14 protein-coding genes and 1 tRNA gene are annotated in these 19,647 nt (G+C 57.8%); 14 read left to right on the top strand and 1 reads right to left on the bottom strand.

Annotated features, from left to right (window positions below; genetic code table 11):
* Positions 1 to 4: 4 nt before the first annotated feature.
* On the bottom strand, positions 5 to 1,450 hold the full coding sequence (locus MLD04_RS08080; protein WP_345799613.1) for a TrkH family potassium uptake protein: 1,446 nt from the start codon (positions 1,448 to 1,450) through the stop codon (positions 5 to 7).
* A gap of 182 nt (positions 1,451 to 1,632) precedes the next feature.
* Between MLD04_RS08080 and MLD04_RS08075 the strand changes: the two genes are divergently transcribed.
* The 14 genes from MLD04_RS08075 (at position 1,633) to MLD04_RS08010 (ending at position 19,641) form a co-directional block, all read left to right on the top strand.
* A complete protein-coding gene (locus MLD04_RS08075) occupies positions 1,633 to 2,292 on the top strand; it encodes a potassium channel family protein (RefSeq protein ID WP_248156702.1) in 660 nt (219 codons plus the stop codon).
* Between the two features lie 6 nt (positions 2,293 to 2,298).
* Positions 2,299 to 3,666 carry a TrkH family potassium uptake protein gene (locus MLD04_RS08070; RefSeq protein WP_248156700.1) on the top strand — a complete coding sequence of 456 codons (1,368 nt, stop codon included), beginning with the start codon at positions 2,299 to 2,301 and terminating at the stop codon, positions 3,664 to 3,666.
* Positions 3,667 to 3,754: 88 nt separating this feature from the next.
* Positions 3,755 to 3,831 (top strand) — tRNA-Pro (locus MLD04_RS08065).
* A gap of 121 nt (positions 3,832 to 3,952) precedes the next feature.
* Complete coding sequence (gene hsdR / locus MLD04_RS08060; RefSeq protein ID WP_248156698.1) at positions 3,953 to 7,480, top strand: type I restriction-modification system endonuclease; 3,528 nt, start codon at positions 3,953 to 3,955, stop codon at positions 7,478 to 7,480.
* Positions 7,481 to 7,563: 83 nt separating this feature from the next.
* Positions 7,564 to 8,748 (top strand): AAA family ATPase, encoded by a 1,185-nt coding sequence (locus MLD04_RS08055; RefSeq protein ID WP_248156696.1) that lies wholly within the window; start codon positions 7,564 to 7,566, stop codon positions 8,746 to 8,748.
* Between the two features lie 7 nt (positions 8,749 to 8,755).
* Positions 8,756 to 9,295, top strand: coding sequence for a hypothetical protein (locus tag MLD04_RS08050; RefSeq protein ID WP_248156694.1), 540 nt, complete (start codon positions 8,756 to 8,758; stop codon positions 9,293 to 9,295).
* A 104-nt stretch (positions 9,296 to 9,399) separates the two neighbouring features.
* Positions 9,400 to 11,016 (top strand): class I SAM-dependent DNA methyltransferase, encoded by a 1,617-nt coding sequence (locus tag MLD04_RS08045; protein ID WP_248156692.1) that lies wholly within the window; start codon positions 9,400 to 9,402, stop codon positions 11,014 to 11,016.
* Positions 11,016 to 12,410 carry a restriction endonuclease subunit S gene (locus MLD04_RS08040; RefSeq protein WP_248156690.1) on the top strand — a complete coding sequence of 465 codons (1,395 nt, stop codon included), beginning with the start codon at positions 11,016 to 11,018 and terminating at the stop codon, positions 12,408 to 12,410. The genes MLD04_RS08045 and MLD04_RS08040 overlap by 1 nt, the downstream gene beginning before the upstream one ends.
* Positions 12,403 to 13,248, top strand: coding sequence for a DUF3800 domain-containing protein (locus MLD04_RS08035; RefSeq protein WP_248156688.1), 846 nt, complete (start codon positions 12,403 to 12,405; stop codon positions 13,246 to 13,248). Before MLD04_RS08040 ends, MLD04_RS08035 begins: the two co-directional genes overlap by 8 nt.
* A 300-nt stretch (positions 13,249 to 13,548) precedes the next feature.
* Complete coding sequence (locus MLD04_RS08030) at positions 13,549 to 15,003, top strand: YfcC family protein (RefSeq protein WP_248156687.1); 1,455 nt, start codon at positions 13,549 to 13,551, stop codon at positions 15,001 to 15,003.
* A gap of 24 nt (positions 15,004 to 15,027) precedes the next feature.
* A complete protein-coding gene (locus MLD04_RS08025) occupies positions 15,028 to 16,257 on the top strand; it encodes an arginine deiminase (RefSeq protein WP_248156685.1) in 1,230 nt (409 codons plus the stop codon).
* 18 nt (positions 16,258 to 16,275) lie between these two features.
* Positions 16,276 to 17,277, top strand: coding sequence for an ornithine carbamoyltransferase (argF, locus tag MLD04_RS08020; protein ID WP_248156683.1), 1,002 nt, complete (start codon positions 16,276 to 16,278; stop codon positions 17,275 to 17,277).
* Position 17,278: 1 nt separating this feature from the next.
* Positions 17,279 to 18,196 carry a carbamate kinase gene (gene arcC, locus MLD04_RS08015; RefSeq protein WP_248156681.1) on the top strand — a complete coding sequence of 306 codons (918 nt, stop codon included), beginning with the start codon at positions 17,279 to 17,281 and terminating at the stop codon, positions 18,194 to 18,196.
* Positions 18,197 to 18,381: 185 nt separating this feature from the next.
* A complete protein-coding gene (locus MLD04_RS08010) occupies positions 18,382 to 19,641 on the top strand; it encodes an NAD(P)/FAD-dependent oxidoreductase (RefSeq protein WP_248156679.1) in 1,260 nt (419 codons plus the stop codon).
* The last annotated feature ends 6 nt before the right edge of the window (positions 19,642 to 19,647 follow it).

The following is a 19,647-nucleotide window of genomic DNA, read 5'->3' as shown; positions in this document are numbered from 1 at the left end:
CCCGTTAGCTGCGCCAGAAATCCGGCGACAGCATCACAAAAACGCTCAACAGCTCCAGACGCCCCAGAATCATGGTGGCCATCAGGACCCATTTGGCCGCGTCCGGCAGGCTCTGGAAATTGCCCGCCGGCCCGATGATGTCACCCAGACCGGGCCCGACGTTGGTCAGGGCCGTCACTGCTCCCGAGAAACTGGTCACCAGATCCAGCCCCAACGCGCCCAGCATGGCAGTCACCACCGCCAGTGTCGCCAGGAAGATGAACGAGAAAGCAACGCTGGAGGCCACAATATCGTCACCGATGACCCGACCGTTGTAATTGCGGGCAAACACCGCATGGGGATGAAGCAGTCGACGTACCTGCTCCCGGAGCAGCAGCATGGACAACTGGAACCGGAAGATTTTCATACCACCGGCGGTGGAACCGGAACAGCCGCCAACGAAGGTGATGAACAGAAAGATCACCACCGCAAAGGGCCCCCACATCGAATAATCGGTCGAAGCAAAGCCCGTTGTGGTTACCACCGAGGTAACGTTGAACAGGGCGTGGATAAAGGTATAGAAGGGATCGGCATCATCGTTGACCACCCGGTAAACGGTAAGCATGGCGGCCACGGCCACCAGCAACACCAGGAAAAACCGCACCTGCTGATCCCGGAACAGGGGCTGTCGCTGGCCATGGATAAACCGGACAAACAGGAAAAAGGGCATGCCACCGATCGCCATGAACACCGTTGCCACCAGCAGGATACCCACCGATTCGAATTGGCCCATGGAGCTGTCTGACGTGGAGTAGCCTCCGGTGGAAACCGTGGTTAGCGCGTGGTTGAGGGCCTCGAACAACGTCATGCCAAGAACCCAGTAGCTCAGAAGACAGGCCAGGGTGATGCCCAGGTAAACGCCGACCAGGCTGCGGGCCAGACTGTTGGTGCGGGGCACCACCTTCTCACTCCATTCGGACGACTCCGTCGCGAACAGCCGCATACCACCGATGCGCAGAAACGGCAGGATGGCCACGGCCATGCCGATGATCCCGATGCCGCCCATCCACTGCATCAGCGATCGCCACAGGAGGATGTCGTCCGGCATGGAATCGAGCCCGGTCAGCACCGTGGAGCCGGTTGTGGTGACACCGGAGATACTCTCGAAAAAGGCATCGGTAATGGTGAGGTTCATGCCGCTCAAGAGCAGAGGGAGGCTCGAAAACAGGGGAATGATCACCCAGGCCGACACCGTCAGCATGAACATCTGGCGCTGTTTGAGAGCATGCTTGCGCCTGCCCGAGACCGACAGCGCCAGAACACCGATCACAAAACAGACGGACGCGGACTTGACGAACGCCAGCCAGTCCGACGTTTCACCGAACATCAGGAGGTTAACCGGAAGGGTCATCAGGAAGCTGAGCAGTATCAGCAGAAACCCGAGGATCTGAACGATCGGGAGAATACTCACCGCAAATCGGACTCCACATGGCGCCAGGGCAGGGAAAACGGGCAAGTTATACACTTTTTGCCGGTCAATTCCTACCCAGTTGCTCGCACCGCCCGTGTGCCGGCGGCGACACAGGTCATCCCCGACTGAATCTGTTACTGTTCCGAAAACGCCGATTCCTGTGAGACCGGGAGGTCCCGACCATGCAAAAGAAGCAACAGATCGTGGTGATCGGCCTGGGCGTCTTCGGAGAAACCATCGCCCGGGAACTGACCCGCCTTGGCCACGACGTGCTGGGTATCGACAACGACGAGCAGGTGGTCGATCGCCTGTCCGAGTGCATCACCCATGCCGTAATCGCCGACGTTACCGATGAGCAGGCGATCGAGGAGCTCAGTATTGCCGATTACGACGTCGCTGTGCTGGCGATCGGTCGTAATTTTGAGGCGACCATCCTCGCCACCATGCATCTGCAGAACATTGGTATCCGGAAAATCTGGGCCAAGGCCCTCACCACCCAGCACCAGAAAATCCTCCAGCGGCTCGGCGTCCACCGGGTCATCGCCCCGGAGTACGAGATGGGGGTACGGATCGCCCAGGAACTCAATTACCCGAATGTGCAGAACTACATCGGTCTCGGCGACGGCGACTACGTGGTGGAAATCGAGAGTGGCGATGCGCTGGACGGTCTCACCATGGAAGACCTTCTGGAAAAGACCGGTGCCAGTATCACCGCACTGGTGATCAAACGCAGTACCAGTGCCCATTATGCGCCCGGTCGCGCCTTTCAGATCAAGGCCGGCGACCATCTGGTCCTCGGCGGACAGCTCGATGAATTCCGCAAGATCGAAAGCTACCTGTAACCGCTCATGAGACTCCAGACCCGGGACCTGCTCCCCATTTCACCCCGGCCGGGCCGCTCCGGGCCGAAACGCATCAGCCCACCCGGCCTGCTGATCGAGGGCTTCTGCATCCTCATTGTTCTGGGCACCTGCCTGCTCAAGCTGCCCTGGGCAACCGAAGTACCGGTCACCTGGCTGGAGGCCGCGTTTACCGCAACCTCGGCCGTGACCGTCACCGGCCTCAGCGTGGTCGACACCGCCAGCGAGTACACCCTGTTCGGCCAACTGGTGATTCTGCTGCTGATCCAGCTCGGCGGACTGGGCCTGATGACCTTTGCCGTGCTCACGGCACTGGCCCTGGGGTTCAAGCTGGGCCTTCGCCACCACCTCGCAGCCCAGGAAGCCTTCAACGAAATCTCCCTGAGCACCACCAGACGGGCCGGGGCCTCCATCGCCGTTTTTGCCCTGTCCATGGAAGCCATCGGGCTGGTCATTCTGGCCTGTTTTTTCGTGCCCGAGAAAGGCTGGAGTGAAGGACTGTACCAGGCCCTGTTCTACAGCGTGTCGGCGTTCAACAACGCCGGCTTTGCCCTGTCTCCGGACAGCGTCAGCGCCTATGTCGGTCATGCCGGGGTTACCCTGACCATCTCGGGCCTGTTCATCGTCGGCGGGCTCGGGTACCTGGTCGCCCGGGAACTGTTCGAGAACCGCAGCTTTTCCGGGCTGTCCATCTACTCCCGCCTGATCCTCGTCAGCACCCTGGTCATCAACCTCGCCGCCATGGCGTTGTTCCTGCTCCTCGAATACGGCAACCCGGGTACCCTCGGGGCACTCGACAGCGTTGGTGACAAGCTGCTGGCCGCCTGGTTTCAGGCCACGACAACCCGGACCGCCGGTTTCAATTCGGTGGACATTGGCGCCCTCACGGCCGGTACCTCCGTGCTTTTCCTGCTCCTGATGTTCATCGGCGGCGCTCCCAACTCCACCGCCAGCGGCATCAAACTATCCACCTTCCTGGTTCTGATGTCAGCCACCCGGGCTTTTCTGAAGGGCAATCTCACCGCCACGATTGGCCGGCATTCCCTGTCCGGCGAGACCGTACTGAAAGCCCTGGCCGTCACCACGCTGGCCATGGTAGTGATCTTTCTGGGTGTGCTGGGCCTGAGTATCTTTGTCCGTGCCGACTTCCTGGACATCGCCTTCGAGGTGGTCTCGGCGTTTGGCACCGTCGGACTGTCCCGGGGCATTACCGGTGACCTCGGCGCCGCCGGGCAGCTCATCATCATGGCGATCATGCTGGCGGGGCGTGTAGGCCCCCTTACCCTGGGCTACATGCTGACCATGCGCCGGAAATCCCTGGTCCGCTACGCCACCACGGAATTCCCGGTGGGTTAGTCCGTACAAATCGCAGGATGAATTTCATCGTCAGGCGTTACGGGGGCTGGTAAAAGCAGATCGAATCCGTATAATACCGGCCGTTGTTCGGCGTGTGGCGCAGCTTGGTAGCGCACTTCGTTCGGGACGAAGGGGTCGCAGGTTCGAATCCTGCCACGCCGACCATTTTCCCTTCCCGTTTTCATATACACCTCCGTCGATCTTTATTGGCCGCTCCGGCACAACGTTTCTGTCTCCTTGATAAGTCTGCTAATGTTCTCGCGTAAGACTGTCGCGGAGGGATACATTGAACAAGGCCACGGAATTCAACGACGGCAACTTCTCGTTTCTGTCAGAGCACGATTCCTTACTCGTGGAGCTGGCCGAATCCGCTGAGCGTGTCTTCGCCAGCGATCCCAACACCACCCTGATCAAACTCCGCCAGCTGGGCGAAGCCCTGGCGCAACATCTGGCCGCGCTCTCCGGTATCGAATTTGATGAACAGACCAGCCAGGCCGAGCTGCTCTATCGCCTGAACCGGGAATTACGGCTGGAACCGCAGATCAGAGAGCTGTTCCATATTCTGCGGATTGAAGGCAACAAAGCCACACACCAGTTTCGTACCCGGCATAAGGAGGCGATGGATGGCCTGAAAGTGGCGCGGGCCCTCGCCATCTGGTTTCACCGCTCCTTTGGTAAATCCGGCGCCAGCTTCAAACCCGGCCCCTTTGTGCCGCCAGCCGACCCCAGCGCCCAATTGCGCCAACTCCAGAGCGATATCGAAAAGCTGCGCCACGATCTGCAACACGCCAACATGGCGCTGAACAGCAGCCACCAACTGAGCCAGCTCATTGAGAAAGAGAAGGCCGAATACGAAGCCCTGGCCGTGGCCATGGATGAAGAGTCCCGCGCTCTGGCGGAGCAAGCTCGCCAGCACGAACAAGCCCTGAGCCAACAGCAACAGGCTTACGAGCAAAAAATCAAAGCCCTGCAACAGCAACTCTCAGAGCAGGGCGAGCAGACTGTTAACCAACAGCGCCAGCAGGTGGCCAATCAGACCAAAGCCGCCACAGACACCCTGGTACTGAACGAAGAACTCACCCGCATCCTGATCGACCAGCAACTGCAGGACGCCGGCTGGGAAGCCGACAGCCAGGAACTCACCTTCCAGAAAGGCGCCCGTCCGGGGAAAGGCACTTATCGCGCCATTGCCGAGTGGCCCACCAGCCACAGCGGCGAGAAGGGCCGGGCCGACTACGTGCTGTTCGTGGGGCTTACGCCCATCGCCGTGGTTGAAGCCAAGAAAGAAAACACCAACGTGGCCGGAAAGATCCGCCAGGCTGAGCGTTACAGCAAGGGCCTGAACGTGGCAACGCCCTTGGTCGGCGCCTGGGAGTTGACCGGCCGCACCATCGCCTGGCCTGCCGACGAAACCGGCCACTACCACGTACCCTTCGTGTATTCCTGCAATGGTCGGCCCTATATTCCGCAACTGGCGGAGCAGTCTGGCACCTGGTTTCGGGATGTGCGCCAACCCAGCAATCTGCGCCGGGCGCTGCCGCAATTCCACACGCCGGGCGGCCTGTTGGATCTACTGGAACGCGATAAAGAGAACGCCGAGAAACTGCTAAAAGACGAGCCCTTCGGCTACCTGAAACTGCGGGATTATCAACAGAACGCTATTGTCGCCACCGAACACGCCCTTTCGCAGGGTGTGCGCAAGGCGCTTTTGGCCATGGCCACCGGCACCGGTAAAACCCGAACCATCATCGGACTGATGTACCGGTTCCTGAAAGCGGAGCGTTTCCACCGTATCCTGTTTCTGGTGGACCGCACCGCGCTGGGTCAGCAGGCTATTGATGCCTTCAACGAGGCACCGCTGGAGCAGAACCACACCCTCAGCAAGATCTACAACGTCGCCGAACTGGGGGACATGGCCGCCGAAGCGGAAACCCGCATTCAGGTGGCCACGGTGCAGGCCATGGTCAAGCGCATCTTCATGAGCGACGAGCCGCCACCCATCGACCAGTTCGACTGCATCATCATCGACGAAGCTCACCGGGGCTATACCCTGGATCAGGAAATGACCGAAGGCGAACTGGCCCTGCGGGACACCAGCCAGTACCTGTCCAGCTACCGCCGGGTACTGGACTACTTTGATGCGGTGAAAATCGGGCTAACGGCGACCCCGGCCAAACACACCAGCGAAATTTTTGGCAAACCGGTTTACACCTATTCGTACCGCGAGGCTGTCGCGGACGACTGGTTGATCGACCACGAACCGCCCATTCGCTACGAAACCCTGCTCAGTCAGAACGGTATTACCTTTGAGAAGGGCAAGCCTGTCGAAGTGATCAACACACAGACGGGGGAAGTGGACACCACCGAGCTGGAAGATGAACTGACCTTCGAAGTCGACACCTTCAACCGCCGGGTCATCAACGAGAACTTCAATCGCGTCATCTGCGAACAGCTGGTGCAGGAACTGGACCCGTTCGGCGACGAGAAAACCATGATCTTCTGCGCCACCGACCTGCACGCGGATATGGTGAAACGCCTGCTGGATGATGCCTTCAAGGATCTCTACAACGGTCAGTACAACGAAGCCGCCGTGGCCAAGATCACCGGCCAGAGCGACAAGGTGGACCAGGTTATCCGCCGCTACAAGAACGAACGCTACCCGAATATCGCCATCACGGTTGACCTGCTCACTACCGGCATCGACGTGCCGCGTATCTGCAACCTGGTATTCATGCGTCGGGTTCGTTCACGCATCCTCTACGAGCAGATGATCGGCCGCGCCACCCGGCGCTGCGACGAGATCGGCAAGACCGTATTCCGCATCTATGATCCGGTGGATATCTACGCCGCCCTGCAGGATGTGAACACCATGAAGCCCCTGGTGAAAGACCCCAACATCACCCTGGAGCAACTGGTGGACGAGCTCACCGACGACGAACAATTGGAAAAGGCACTCAATAGTCCTGGCGAACAACCCGATGAAAGCCAGGCTGACGTGGTGCTCAGCCAGCTTAGCCAGAAACTCATGCGGGTGCTTCGCAAGGCTGACAACAAAGCCGAAAGCCGACCGGAACTGAAGCAGAAACTGGATGAACTGCAACAGAGCTGGGGCGTGGAACCCAAATCCCTGCACCAGCACCTGCACAAACTCGGCCCCCGCCAGGCCTCCGCGTTCATCAAACAGCACAGCGGCCTGCTTAACCAACTGGCAGAGGTGAAGTCCCTGGTGGGCAGCGAATACATGCCGGTTCTATCCGACCATGAAGACGAAATCCGCGAGCGCATCCAGAGCTATGGCGTGCACGACAAGCCGGAAGACTACCTGGACAGCTTCAACGCCTTCATCAAAGAACAGCTCAACCAGTCCGCCGCTCTGGCCGTGGTAGTCAACAAACCCCGGGATCTCACCCGGGAACAACTCCGGGAAGTGAAACTGCTGCTGGACAACCACGGCTACTCCGAAGCCCGCCTGCAAAGCGCCGTGCGCAACCAGACCAGCAAGGACATTGCCGCCAGCATCATCGGCTATATCCGCCGTGCGGCCCTGGGCGAGCCGCTGATTCCCTTCGAACAGCGCGTGGCCGAAGCCATGGACCGCATCTACACCCAGCACAACTGGACGCCGAACCAACGCAAATGGCTGGAACGCCTGGCCAAGCAACTGGTGCACGAAGTCATCATCGACCGGGAATTTGTGAACCATCGCTTTGCCAATGATGGCGGGGCAAAGCAGATGGACAAGGTGCTGGGGGCGCAGCTTGATACGGTACTGGAGGAGCTGAATGAGGCGATGTGGCCGGAGCGGAGTGCATGAGCAGCCAACACAACAACAAATTAAGTTGATAAATTAACCGCTAATTCCCATAATCAACAAAATTTCGATTATTTTGAAATAATATGATCATTTCCCTACGTTTTAAAAACTTCTACAGCTTCTCGGACGAAACTGAGCTTAGCTTTGCTATGGGAAAAAAGCCGGCACCAACGGGCTACGATATCAACCTCCCTGATCGTCGGCTGAACAAGGTCATCGGTGTCGTAGGACCGAATGGCTCTGGCAAGACTAACTTTATTAAGCCACTGGCATTCCTGAGCTGGTTTGCCTGTGATTCTTTTCTGAAGCTTGAACCAGAAAGCGACGTAGTCTACCAACCCCACATGCTGCACAGCGGCACAGATACCGAGTTCGAACTCAATTTCCTAATTGGGAATTCTGAATACCGATATCTTCTGATACTGAACAATCGCCGGGTCAAGAAGGAAGTTCTCTCTGTCAGGACCAGTAGCCAATTCAGCTATCTTTTCAAAAGGGAAAAGACTGAAGACGGTTTTCTATTTCGGGAAAAGGGCTTCCCATTCCCCGCCACCAAGGCTCGCTCACTACGCGACAACGCTTCCTTATTAGCAGCAGCACACAGCTACGATATTCAGGAAGCAAAACCCGTCATCGACTTTTTTCGAGGAATAAACAGCAATGTGGTCTACCGAGGTCGTGCACCCTTTAACGCATCAGACCTTATCCGAGTAGCCAAAAACTATCACGAAGACCTCGAACTGAAAGAACGTATGGTTCGGGCGATTCAAGAATTCGATCTTGGCCTTCGAGGGGTTGATATCGAGGAGCAACAGGCCACCACACCTGACGGGAAAACCGAAACAGTGTATGTTCCTGTGGGTTTGCATCGGGATGCTAATGGAAAGGAGTTTCGGCTGTCATTCTTCGACGAATCCAACGGTACCCAATCGGCATTTGTCGTACTAGAGCATGTTCTTAAAGCACTATGCCGGGGTGGTTGCGCTGTTATCGATGAGATCGACAATGACCTGCACCCACACCTGATCCCTAGAATTCTGGATTGGTTTCGCTTTGAACACACCAATCCCAACAACGCACAACTGATCTTCAGTTGCCACACGCCGGAGATACTCAACCGCCTGCAGAAGCATCAGGTTTATCTCTGTGAAAAGCACAATCAACACTCCGAGGCATGGCGACTGGATGAAATGGAAGGCCTCCGGGCCGATGACAATCTCTATGCCAAATACATGGCAGGCGCATTGGGAGCGGTACCGGAAATTTGAGGAGAACATGGCGAAAGGACGCAGTAAACGAAAGGCTCTTGTTCAAACCACCTTGTTAGTCGTGGGGGAAGGCGCAGACGACAAAGCCTTTATTACTCACATGAAAAAAATTTTCTGCCCGAGGGGCAGTGGCACAAGGGCAAAAGTTGAAGCAGGCGATGGTGGCTCCCCCGGCAATATTATTACCAATGCCGTTCGAAGTTTTCGTGGTGAAGACTATGATCACAGGATTCTGGTATTAGATTCTGATGTTCCGCCAACGGAACAAGACCGGAGGAAAGCAAAGTCCAACGGCTATACCATTATTCTATGGTCACCAACCTGCCTAGAGGGAGCCCTTTTGGATGTATTGGGTGAGCCGGTCAGAGAACATGAATCGGCAAGCTCTCTGAAAAAACGGCTCCATCCTGCACTGGACGGCGCGCACACAAGCAGTGATGCCTATCAGAGACTTTTTCCTGAACCAGTACTCACAGCAACCACAAACAAATCTGTTGTGTCCCTACGACAAACGCTACGGCAAGAACCAAACTGCACGACATGTTAAGAAAACCCGCTTTTCTTAACATGTCCCCCGCAACATGCAAAGATTTTGGCATTTTTTATACATGAGGCGCTAACGAAAACGGCGCGCCTCTCAAAGGATCCCCTATGACCAACAACGACATCGTCCAGAAGCTCTGGAACCTCTGCGACGTTCTTCGGGACGACGGCATCAACTACTCGGATTACGTCACCGAACTGGTGCTGCTGCTGTTTATCAAGATGGTGCATGAGAACACCGAAGCCGGCACCCTGAAAGAGCACCCGCTGCCGGAAGGCTGCCGCTGGACCGACCTGAACGGCAAATCCGGGATCAACCTGCTGAACGATTACAAACGCATCCTGCTCAGCCTGTCCACCGGCAAGGATGGCGAGGGCAACCGGGTGCACGACGACCCGCTGATCAGCGCCATCTACGCCGATGCCCAGACCCGCCTGCGGGAGCCGCGCCACCTGGAGCAGATGATCAAGACCCTGGACCAGATCGACTGGTTCAGCGCCCAGAAAGACGGCCTGGGCGACCTGTACGAAGGCCTGCTGGAGAAGAACGCCAACGAGACCAAGTCCGGCGCCGGCCAGTACTTCACCCCCCGCGCCCTGATCAACACCATGGTGCGCTGCCTCAAACCCCAACCCGGCGAACGCATCCAGGATCCGGCCGCGGGCACCGCGGGCTTTCTGATTGCCGCCCACGAGTACATCAAAAGCCAGACCGACGAATTGTACGAACTGAAGGACGAAGCCAAGACATTCCAAACGACACAGGCTTACATCGGCATCGAACTGGTGCCCGGCACCCGCCGGCTGGCCCTGATGAACTGCCTGCTGCACGGCATGGAAGGGGATGCCGAGGGCGTCGTGCACCTGGGCAACGCCCTGGGCCAGACCGGCGCCGGGCTGGAGAAGGCTGACGTGATCCTGGCCAACCCGCCTTTCGGCACCAGCAAGGGTGGTGATGCCAGCATCACCCGGGACGACCTGACCTACAAAACCAGCAACAAACAGCTCGCCTTTTTGCAGCACATCTACCGCAACCTCAAACCCGGTGGCCGCGCCGCCGTGGTACTGCCGGACAACGTGCTGTTCGAAGCCGGGGTGGGCACCGACGTACGCCGGGATTTAATGCACAAGTGCAACCTGCACACCCTCCTGCGCCTGCCCACCGGCATCTTCTACGCCCAGGGCGTGAAAACCAACGTGCTGTTCTTTACCAAGGGCAGCGCGACGGACAAATACCAGGAAGAACACTGCACCGAAAACGTCTGGGTCTACGACCTGCGCACCAACATGCCCAGCTTCGGCAAACGCACCCCCTTTGGCGACCAGCACCTGAAGCCATTTGAAGCCGTTTATGGCGATAGCCCCAACGGCGACAGCGAGCGCAAAGAGGGCGAATACAGCTTCCATTCCGACGCCATCGAACTGCCGGAACACAGCGACGAAAACGAAGGCATCGACCCTCGCCTGGCCCACAGCCGCTGGCGCTGCTTCAGCCGCCAATGGATAGCCGAACACAAGGGCGACTCGCTGGATATTTCCTGGCTGAAAGACAGCGACAGCGTGGATGCCGCCAATTTGCCGGAACCGAGTGTGTTGGCGGGTGAGGCGATGGGGGAGCTGGTGCAGGCTCTTGGAGAACTGGATTCACTGATGCGGGAGTTGGGGGCGGAGGAGGCTGATGGGGCGGAGGTGCTTTTTCGGGAAGTGATGGGTGAGGTTAAGTAATGCAAAGCCAACTTCTTCCAGCAAATTGGCAACTGACCGACCTTGGAGATATATCTTCCGATATTTCCTATGGTTACACTGCGTCGGCGACCTCTGAGCCAACAGGGGTAAAGCTTCTACGCATCACAGATATTCAAAACAATACTGTGAACTGGCCAAACGTTCCGAACTGCAAAATAGAACCCGAGAAAGTTGGGAAATACCGACTGAAACCGAGCGATCTTGTTTTTGCTAGGACCGGTGCTACCGTTGGCAAAAGCTATCTTCTAAAAGGCGAGATTCCGGATTCTGTTTATGCATCATATCTAATCCGCGTCCGCTGCTTGGAAGGTGTCTCAATAGAGTTTTTGGCCAACTATTTTCAATCTCCATATTATTGGCGCCAAATCACGGACTTCAGTGCAGGAATCGGACAGCCCAACGTTAACGGTACAAAGCTGAAAAACCTTTCGGTACCGGTACCACCCCTCGCCGAACAAAAAGTCATCGCCGACAAACTCGACACCCTGCTGGCCCAAGTGGAAAACACCAAAGCCCGCCTCGAACGCATCCCGCAAATCCTCAAACGCTTCCGCCAGTCCGTGCTGGCTGCAGCGATGAGTGGGCGGTTGACGGAGGAGTGGCGTCGTTATTCAGGCCTTCCAAATCCCACTAACGGTAAGTTATCAGATTGTATTGAGAGCATGGTCGGTGGAGCGAGCCCGAAGACTTCAGATTACTCCGAAAATGGAGTGCTCGCGCTAAATAAAGGCGACATCAAAGAATATGGGCGCATTGAGGACAAACGGAACCCCAAATATGTTCCTTTAGCATTCGTAGAGAGCAACTCGAAAAAAGTCATTCCTAACGGGACGATAGTAGTGACTCTTCGCGACTTATCCCAAAAAGCTGATTTTTTGGGACTAATCGGGAGATATCAGGGTCAAGATCCTGCTCTGATCACACAAGGCATGTATGGACTGAAGTTAGATCCCAATGTTGCCATTGAGGATTACTTAATTGCTTTTTCCAATGCCCCCCAATACCGCAGCCAGGTCAAAAAGGAAAAGGTTGGCGCTACTCAGGTACACCTCAGAAACGGTCAATTTCTGGAACTCGCCATCCCACTTTTCGCTGTAGAAGAACAAACCGAAATCGTCCGCCGAGTAGACCAACTCTTCGCCCATGCCGACCGCATCGAACAGCAGGTCAACAACGCCCTGGCCCGCGTCAACAATCTCACCCAGTCGATCCTGGCCAAAGCCTTCCGGGGCGAACTCACCGAGCAATGGCGCAAGGACAACCCGGAGCTGATCAGCGGGGAGAACAATGCGGAGGCGTTGCTGGAGCGGATCAAGGCGCAGCGGGCGGCGGTTAAGCCGGCGAAAGGGTCAAGGAGAAAGGCGAATGCCTGAGAAGGACGATCAACAACTACCCCTGTTTTCGGATGATCCGATACCCGGTAGCTCTCCGGAAACCCAGTTTAGCAAGTATATCGTCTACGTTGATGAAAGCGGCGACCACAGCATGGAGAAAATCGACAAACATTATCCTCTGTTTGTCCTGGCCTTCTGTGTGTTCCACAAACGGCATTACAGCGAGCAAGTGGTTTCTGCACTGGAGAAGTTCAAGTTCAATCACTTTGGCCACGATCAGGTTGTGTTGCATGAGAACGAAATCCGAAAGGAAAAAGGGGCCTTTAATATTTTCCGGAGTCCGGAGCAGCGCAAAGCCTTTATGGATGAACTCACAGGGATCATTGAGCACAGTAACTTCATACTCATCAGCTGCGTGATCGACAAGAGACGACTGACCAGGCATGCAGACGCAAACTCAAACCCCTACCACATCGCATTGGGATTCTGCCTGGAAACTCTTTACGAATTTCTTCAGGAGAAACATCAACATACACAGAAAACGCATGTCGTGGTCGAGTGCAGAGGCCGAAAGGAAGATAACGAGCTGGAGCTCGAATTCAGGCGAATCTGCGATGGAGCCAACAGGCTTTCCCAGCAGTTGCCTTTTGATGTCCTGTTTTCAGACAAACGAACCATGTCTTCAGGGTTGCAACTGGCAGACTTGGTGGCAAGGCCGATTGGACTAAGCGTCTTGAAACCTGACCAACCAAACAAAGCATTCGAAGTATTGAAGAAAAAATTCTATTGCGACGGCGGGCGAGGGTGTGTGGGCACTGGGTATGAGGGCATGGGATTGAAAGTTTACCCCCTTTCAGAAAGCGAAAAGCCCCGATGAAACTCACCGAGGCTGTAACGCCGACCGGGCACCCCCAATCCACTTGACCAGAATTATAGTAACCCCCTTGATACTTGGCAATACATTCCGGTATACCGTCGCGCCATATCGGACTTCAAAGCGGATCCCGCCGCTTAAACTCGGAGATAGCCACCCGAACCTTATGACCGAAGTCAAACCCCCGCTCGAATTTCTCCCTTCCGGGGCCAAAACCCTCTCTACCAAATGGACTAATCGCGATACCAGTGCTTGAGTCATAGGGATATTCACGTTGCTGGCACCAGGGAAAGGAGAGAAGCGATGATCCCGTCCGACGAACCCAACCTCCCCGAAGAGCACAAGAAAGACCTGGCATCCCGTTTTCCAACCGCCTACACCATTCTTTTCGGCCTTATCGTCCTGGTGGCCGCACTGACCTGGGTCATCCCCGCAGGACAATACGATAGGGTGCAGAATGACGAAGTGGGTCGGGAAGTGGCCTTGCCGGGTACCTACAAGGAAGTGGATCCCAACCCGCAGGGTTTTGTCGACATCATGCTCGCGCCGGTCGCCGGCTTCTACGATCCGGACAGTTACGTCGCCAACGCCATCGACGTCGCCCTGTTCGTGCTGTTCCTCGGTGGCTTTCTCGGCGTCACCAACGCCACCGGAGCCATCGATACCGGTATAAAGACGGCCATGAGACGAATGTCAGGCCGCGAAATATGGATGATTCCGATCCTCATGGGGCTGTTTTCCATCGGGGGGACCACCTATGGCATGGCCGAGGAGACCCTGGCCTTCTACGCCATATTGATTCCGGTGGTGATATCGGCTGGCTACGACGCGGTGACGGGGGTCGCCATTATACTGATCGGGGCGGGTATCGGCGTGCTGGGTTCCACCATCAATCCGTTTGCCACGGTCATAGCCTCCAACGCCGCCAGTATCCCGTTCACCGATGGCATTATTGCCAGGTTCATCCTGCTGATCGGCGGGCTCCTGATTTGCGCGGCCTATGTCATGCGCTACGCCCGGCGGGTAAAGGCCGATCCGACGCGGTCAGTGGTGGCCAGGCAACTGGAGGCTCACCGGAAACTGTTTCTGCAGGATCATGAGGAAGGGTTCGAGGAGGCACGACTCACCACCACCCAGAAAGTGGTCCTGGTGATCTTCGCGCTGACCTTTGTAGTCATGATCTGGGGGGTTTCCTCACAGGGCTGGTGGATGGCCCGCATGGGCGCGTTGTTTCTCGGCGCGGCCATCGTAATCGGCCTGGTCGGCCGCCTTGGGGAAAAAGGCCTGACTGGCAGTTTTGTCGACGGCGCCCGGGATCTTCTGGGTGTGGCCCTGGTGGTCGGACTGGCCCGCGGCATTGTGGTGATCATGGAGCAGGGGCTGATCGCCGACACCATCCTCCATTCTGCCGAGCAATCGGTGGGCGGCCTGTCCAACCTGCTGTTCATCAACCTGATTTTCTGGATTGAAGTGGGCATGAGTTTCTTCGTGCCGTCCTCCTCTGGTCTGGCGGTCCTTTCGATGCCGATCCTCGCGCCGCTGGCGGATTTCGCCGGCGTCGGCCGGGAGCTGGTGGTCACCGCGTATCAGTCCGCCAATGGACTGGTAAACCTGATCAACCCCACCTTTGCCGTCGTGGTCGGAGGACTGGCGATCGGCCGGGTCTCCTACGATCGCTGGCTGGCCTTCATCTGGCCGCTGCTGCTGATTCTGACGATCTTCATTTCTGTGGTGATCAGTGTCGCGGCCCTGATCTGACCCGTCTTCAAAGGAGAAAACGCCATGGACAAGCACACACTCGGCGTGCATTCGGAAACCGGAACCCTGCGCCAGGTCATCGTCTGTCGACCCGGCCTGGCCCATCGAAGGCTGACCCCCTCCAACTGTGACGAACTGCTGTTCGACGACGTGTTCTGGGTCAAGCAGGCCCAGAAAGACCACGATGTCTTTGTCCAGTTGATGCGATCGCGGGGCGTGGACGTGCTCGACGTCAACGATCTGTTGGCGGAGACACTGGACATCACCGAGGCCAGGAAATGGATTCTCGACCACCGGATTACCAACAACTACGTGGGCATGGGCATGCTGGCGGACCTGCGGGCCTGGATGGACCAGCTTCCGGGCCGAACCCTGGCCGAGTACCTGATGGGCGGCCTCCGGGTGTCCGATCTGCCTTTCGATCCCGCCGGATTATTTGGCAATCATCTGGGCGCCCTCGGGTTCGTGCTGCCTCCGCTGCCCAACTTCCTGTTCACCCGGGACAACAGCGCGTGGATCTATGGCGGAGTCACCCTCAACCCCATGTACTGGCCAGCCCGCAAACCAGAAACTCTGCTGATGGCGGCGGTCTATCGTTTCCACCCGGCCTTTGCCGGCAAGGTCCACGTCCACTGGGGTGATCCCCTGCAGGACCATGGCCTGGCCACGATTGAGGGCGGTGATGTGATGCCGATCGGCAAGGGTACGGTGCTGGTCGGAATGGGCGAGCGCTCATCGCCCCAGGGTGTGGGCCAGCTGGCAAAATCCCTGTTTGACAGCGGTCAGGCAGAACGGGTGATCGCCTGCCAGATCCCCAGGGCCCGAGCCTCCATGCACCTGGATACCGTGTTCACCTTCTGCGGTGGCAACGTGGTCACTACCTTCAAGGAAGTGGCCGACGAGATCATCTGCTACGACCTGTACCCGAGCACCGACAACCACCCGTTCCGATTCCACCGGGATTCACGGCATCTGTTCGATGTGGTGGCCGAGATCCTGGGCTATCCCAGCCTGGAAGTCGTCCCCACCGGCGGCAACGATCCGGCCGAGCGCGAACGGGAGCAATGGAACGATGGCAACAATGTGCTGGCCTTGAGCCCCGGGGTGGTGGTGGGTTACGACCGCAATGACGACACCAACGCGGCACTGGAAGCGGTCGGTATTGAGGTACTCGCCATGCCCGGCGCCGAACTCGGTCGCGGACGGGGAGGCGGACGATGCATGAGCTGCCCCACCATCCGGGATCCGGAATAATCAGCAAGGAGAACGACCATGGCGTTTAACCTGAAAAATCGTCATTTCCTGACACTGCAGGACTTTTCGCCCCGGGAAATCGAATTCCTGCTGAAACTGTCTTCCGACCTGAAGACCGCGAAATACGCCGGTACCGAGGTGCCACGCCTCACCGGCAAGGACATTGCCCTGATTTTCGAGAAGAATTCCACACGGACCCGGGTTGGCTTTGAAGTGGCCGCCTACGACCAGGGCGCCCGGGTCACCTACCTGGGACCTACCGGTACCCATATCGGCCACAAGGAATCGGTCAGGGACACGGCCCGGGTACTGGGACGGGTCTACGACGCCATCGAGTACCGGGGGTTTGGCCAGTCTGTGGTCGCTGAACTGGCCAAATACGCCGGTGTGCCGGTGTTCAACGGCCTGACCGACGAATTCCATCCCACCCAGATCCTGGCGGATTTTCTCACCATGCGGGAACACGTGGAGAAACCGCTGAGGGAAGTGGCGTTTGTGTTCATCGGCGATGCCGGCAACAACATGGGGGACAGCCTTCTACTCGGGGGTGCCAAGATGGGAATGGACGTGCGACTGTGTGCGCCGAAGGCCTGCTGGCCCAAGCCGGAGATTGTGGATGAGGCGCGGCAGATCGCGGAGCAGACCGGCGCCCGGGTGATGATCACCGACAACCCGGATGAAGCGGTCCCCGGTGTCGATTTCATCTATACCGATGTCTGGGTCTCCATGGGAGAGCCCAAGGAGAAGTGGAAGGAACGGATCGCCCTGCTCAGTCCCTATCAGGTCAACGCAGAGCTCATGGCCAAAGCGGCAAATCCGCGGGTTCGGTTCATGCACTGCCTGCCGGCCTTCCACAATACCGACACCACCGTCGGCCGGGAGATCCAAGAGGAGTTCGGACTGTCTGCCATGGAAGTGACCGAAGAGGTCTTTGAGAGCGAGGCCTCCATCGTCTTCGACCAGGCCGAGAACCGGATGCACACCATCAAGGCGGTCCTTGTCGCGACACTGGGAGGCTGACATGCTGATTGTTGCAGCGCTGGGCGGCAATGCCATGCTCCAGCGGGGCGAGCCCCTGACCGAGGACAACCAGCGGGAAAACATTCGCAAGGCGGCCAGGCCCCTGGCGGATCTTGTCCGGGCCGGCCACCAACTGGTGGTGACCCACGGCAACGGGCCCCAGGTCGGCCTGCTCGCCTTGCAGGGCATCGCCTACAAACCGGATGAACTCTTCTCCCTTGATGTCCTCGGGGCCGAATCCGAAGGCATGATCGGGTACATGATCGAGCAGGAGCTCGAGAACGAGCTGAACCACTCCGTCCCCGTGGCAACCCTGCTGACCCAGGTGATTGTCGATGCCAACGACCCGGCCTTTTCTCATCCCACCAAGTTCATTGGCCCGGTATACGACCAGGCCGAAGCCGAAGCACGGGCGGAGCATCTGGGTTGGGAGATCGCCCGGGATGGCGACAAATGGCGACGGGTGGTTGCCTCTCCGGCTCCCGCCGAAATCCCGGACCTGAACATCATCCGCTTTCTGATCGACAAGGGCGCCATCGCCATCTGCGCCGGCGGTGGCGGTATCCCGGTGATCCGACGGCAGGACGGCAGCCTGACCGGTATCGAAGCGGTGATCGATAAGGATGCGGTCAGTGCCCGGCTGGCCACTGAAATTGGCGCAGACCGCCTGTTGTTACTGACCGATGTCGACGGTGTCTACCGGAACTTCGGCCAGCCGGATGCCTCCCGCGTGTCCGACATGGACATCTCGGAAGTGCAGAACTTCCAGGCCCCCGCCGGCTCCATGGGCCCCAAGCTCAGCGCCGCCAGAGATTACGCAAGCCAGAACGGCATTGCCGTCATTGGCAACCTGAAGGATGCCCTGGCGATGATTGAAGGAGACGCCGGAACCCGTATCCACAGGATCATCTCAACGTAACGCCAATCAACGACACTCCATGCCAGACCGACAAACGGGTGGCTGACGCACCCTGGAGCGATGCGCTCGCGTCGTTATATTCCTATTTCGTATAACGTTAGATTAAATGGTTTGCTAGTATGGGAGGTAATTCGCGTCAAAGCCGATCCCATACATCGTGCATTACAAGAAAAGAGGTCAGAGTCATGAGCGCAACGCCTACTCCCCAAACCGCCAGCCGAGGCCACACCGTCCTGATTGTGGGTGGCGGAGCCGCCGGCATTTCGGTTGCCGCCAGTCTCCATAAAAGGGACCGGTCGCTCGATATCGCCATCATCGAACCATCCTCCACACACCATTATCAGCCGGGCTGGACCATGGTGGGCGGTGGCATCTTCCGGACTGAACAGACCAACAAACCGATGAGCGATGTCATGCCAGAGTTCGTTACCTGGTACCAACAGAGCGTTCAGTCGGTGAACCCCGAAGAGAACCAGGTGGAGATGGCGGACGGGACCCGGATCACCTACCGGTTCCTGGTGCTGGCTCCGGGGCTTGAACTCCACTGGGAAGGCATTGATGGACTGAAAGAGGCCCTGGGGCAGAACGGCGTTACCTCGAATTATCGGGAAGGCCTGGCCAGGTACACCTGGGAAAACGTCCAGAAACTCAAGAGTGGTCGCGCCCTGTTCTCCCAGCCGCCGATGCCGATCAAATGTGCCGGGGCACCCCAGAAGGCCATGTACCTCTCATCGGACTACTGGCTGCGTCATGACGTGCTGAAGGACATCAATGTGGAATTCCACAATGCCGGTGGCGTCCTGTTTGGCGTGCCGGCCTACGTGCCCGCCCTTGAGGACTACATCCGGAAATACGGCATCAACGTCAACGTCCAGAGCAACCTCGTGGCGGTCAATGGCCCGGCTCAGAAAGCAACCTTCCGCCAGACCGACGCCGACGGTAACACCGAGGACCGTGAAGTCGGGTTTGACATGCTCCACACCGTGCCACCTCAGCGCGCGCCGGAGTTTATCCGGGCATCGTCGCTGGCCAATGAGGGCGGCTGGCTGGATGTGGCGGATGACACCTTGCAGCACAAGCGTTTCGACAATGTATTCGGAGCAGGCGATGTGAACGGAACCGGTAACGCCAAGACCGCCGCCGCGGTGCGCAAGCAGGTGCCCGTCGTTGCCGAGAACCTGATCAGCGCGCTTCGCGGACAACCGCTACAGGCCGCCTACCTTGGCTACGGTTCCTGTCCGCTGACGGTGGAAAACGGCCGGATTGTACTGGCGGAGTTCGGTTACGGGGGACAACTTCAACCAAGCTTCCCGAAGTGGCTCAACGACGGCACCAAGGCAACCCGGGCCGCCTGGTGGCTGAAAGCCAAGCAATTGCCGGGGCTGTACTGGCACGGCATGCTCAAAGGTCACGAATGGCTGGCCAAGCCGGCGCCGAGGCAGTGATGGCAC

This window comes from Marinobacter koreensis, assembly GCF_023156285.1.
Lineage (GTDB): Bacteria > Pseudomonadota > Gammaproteobacteria > Pseudomonadales > Oleiphilaceae > Marinobacter > Marinobacter koreensis.
The sequence above is the reverse complement of the archived record's forward strand: the minus strand, read 5'-3'. Positions and strand labels throughout refer to the sequence as shown.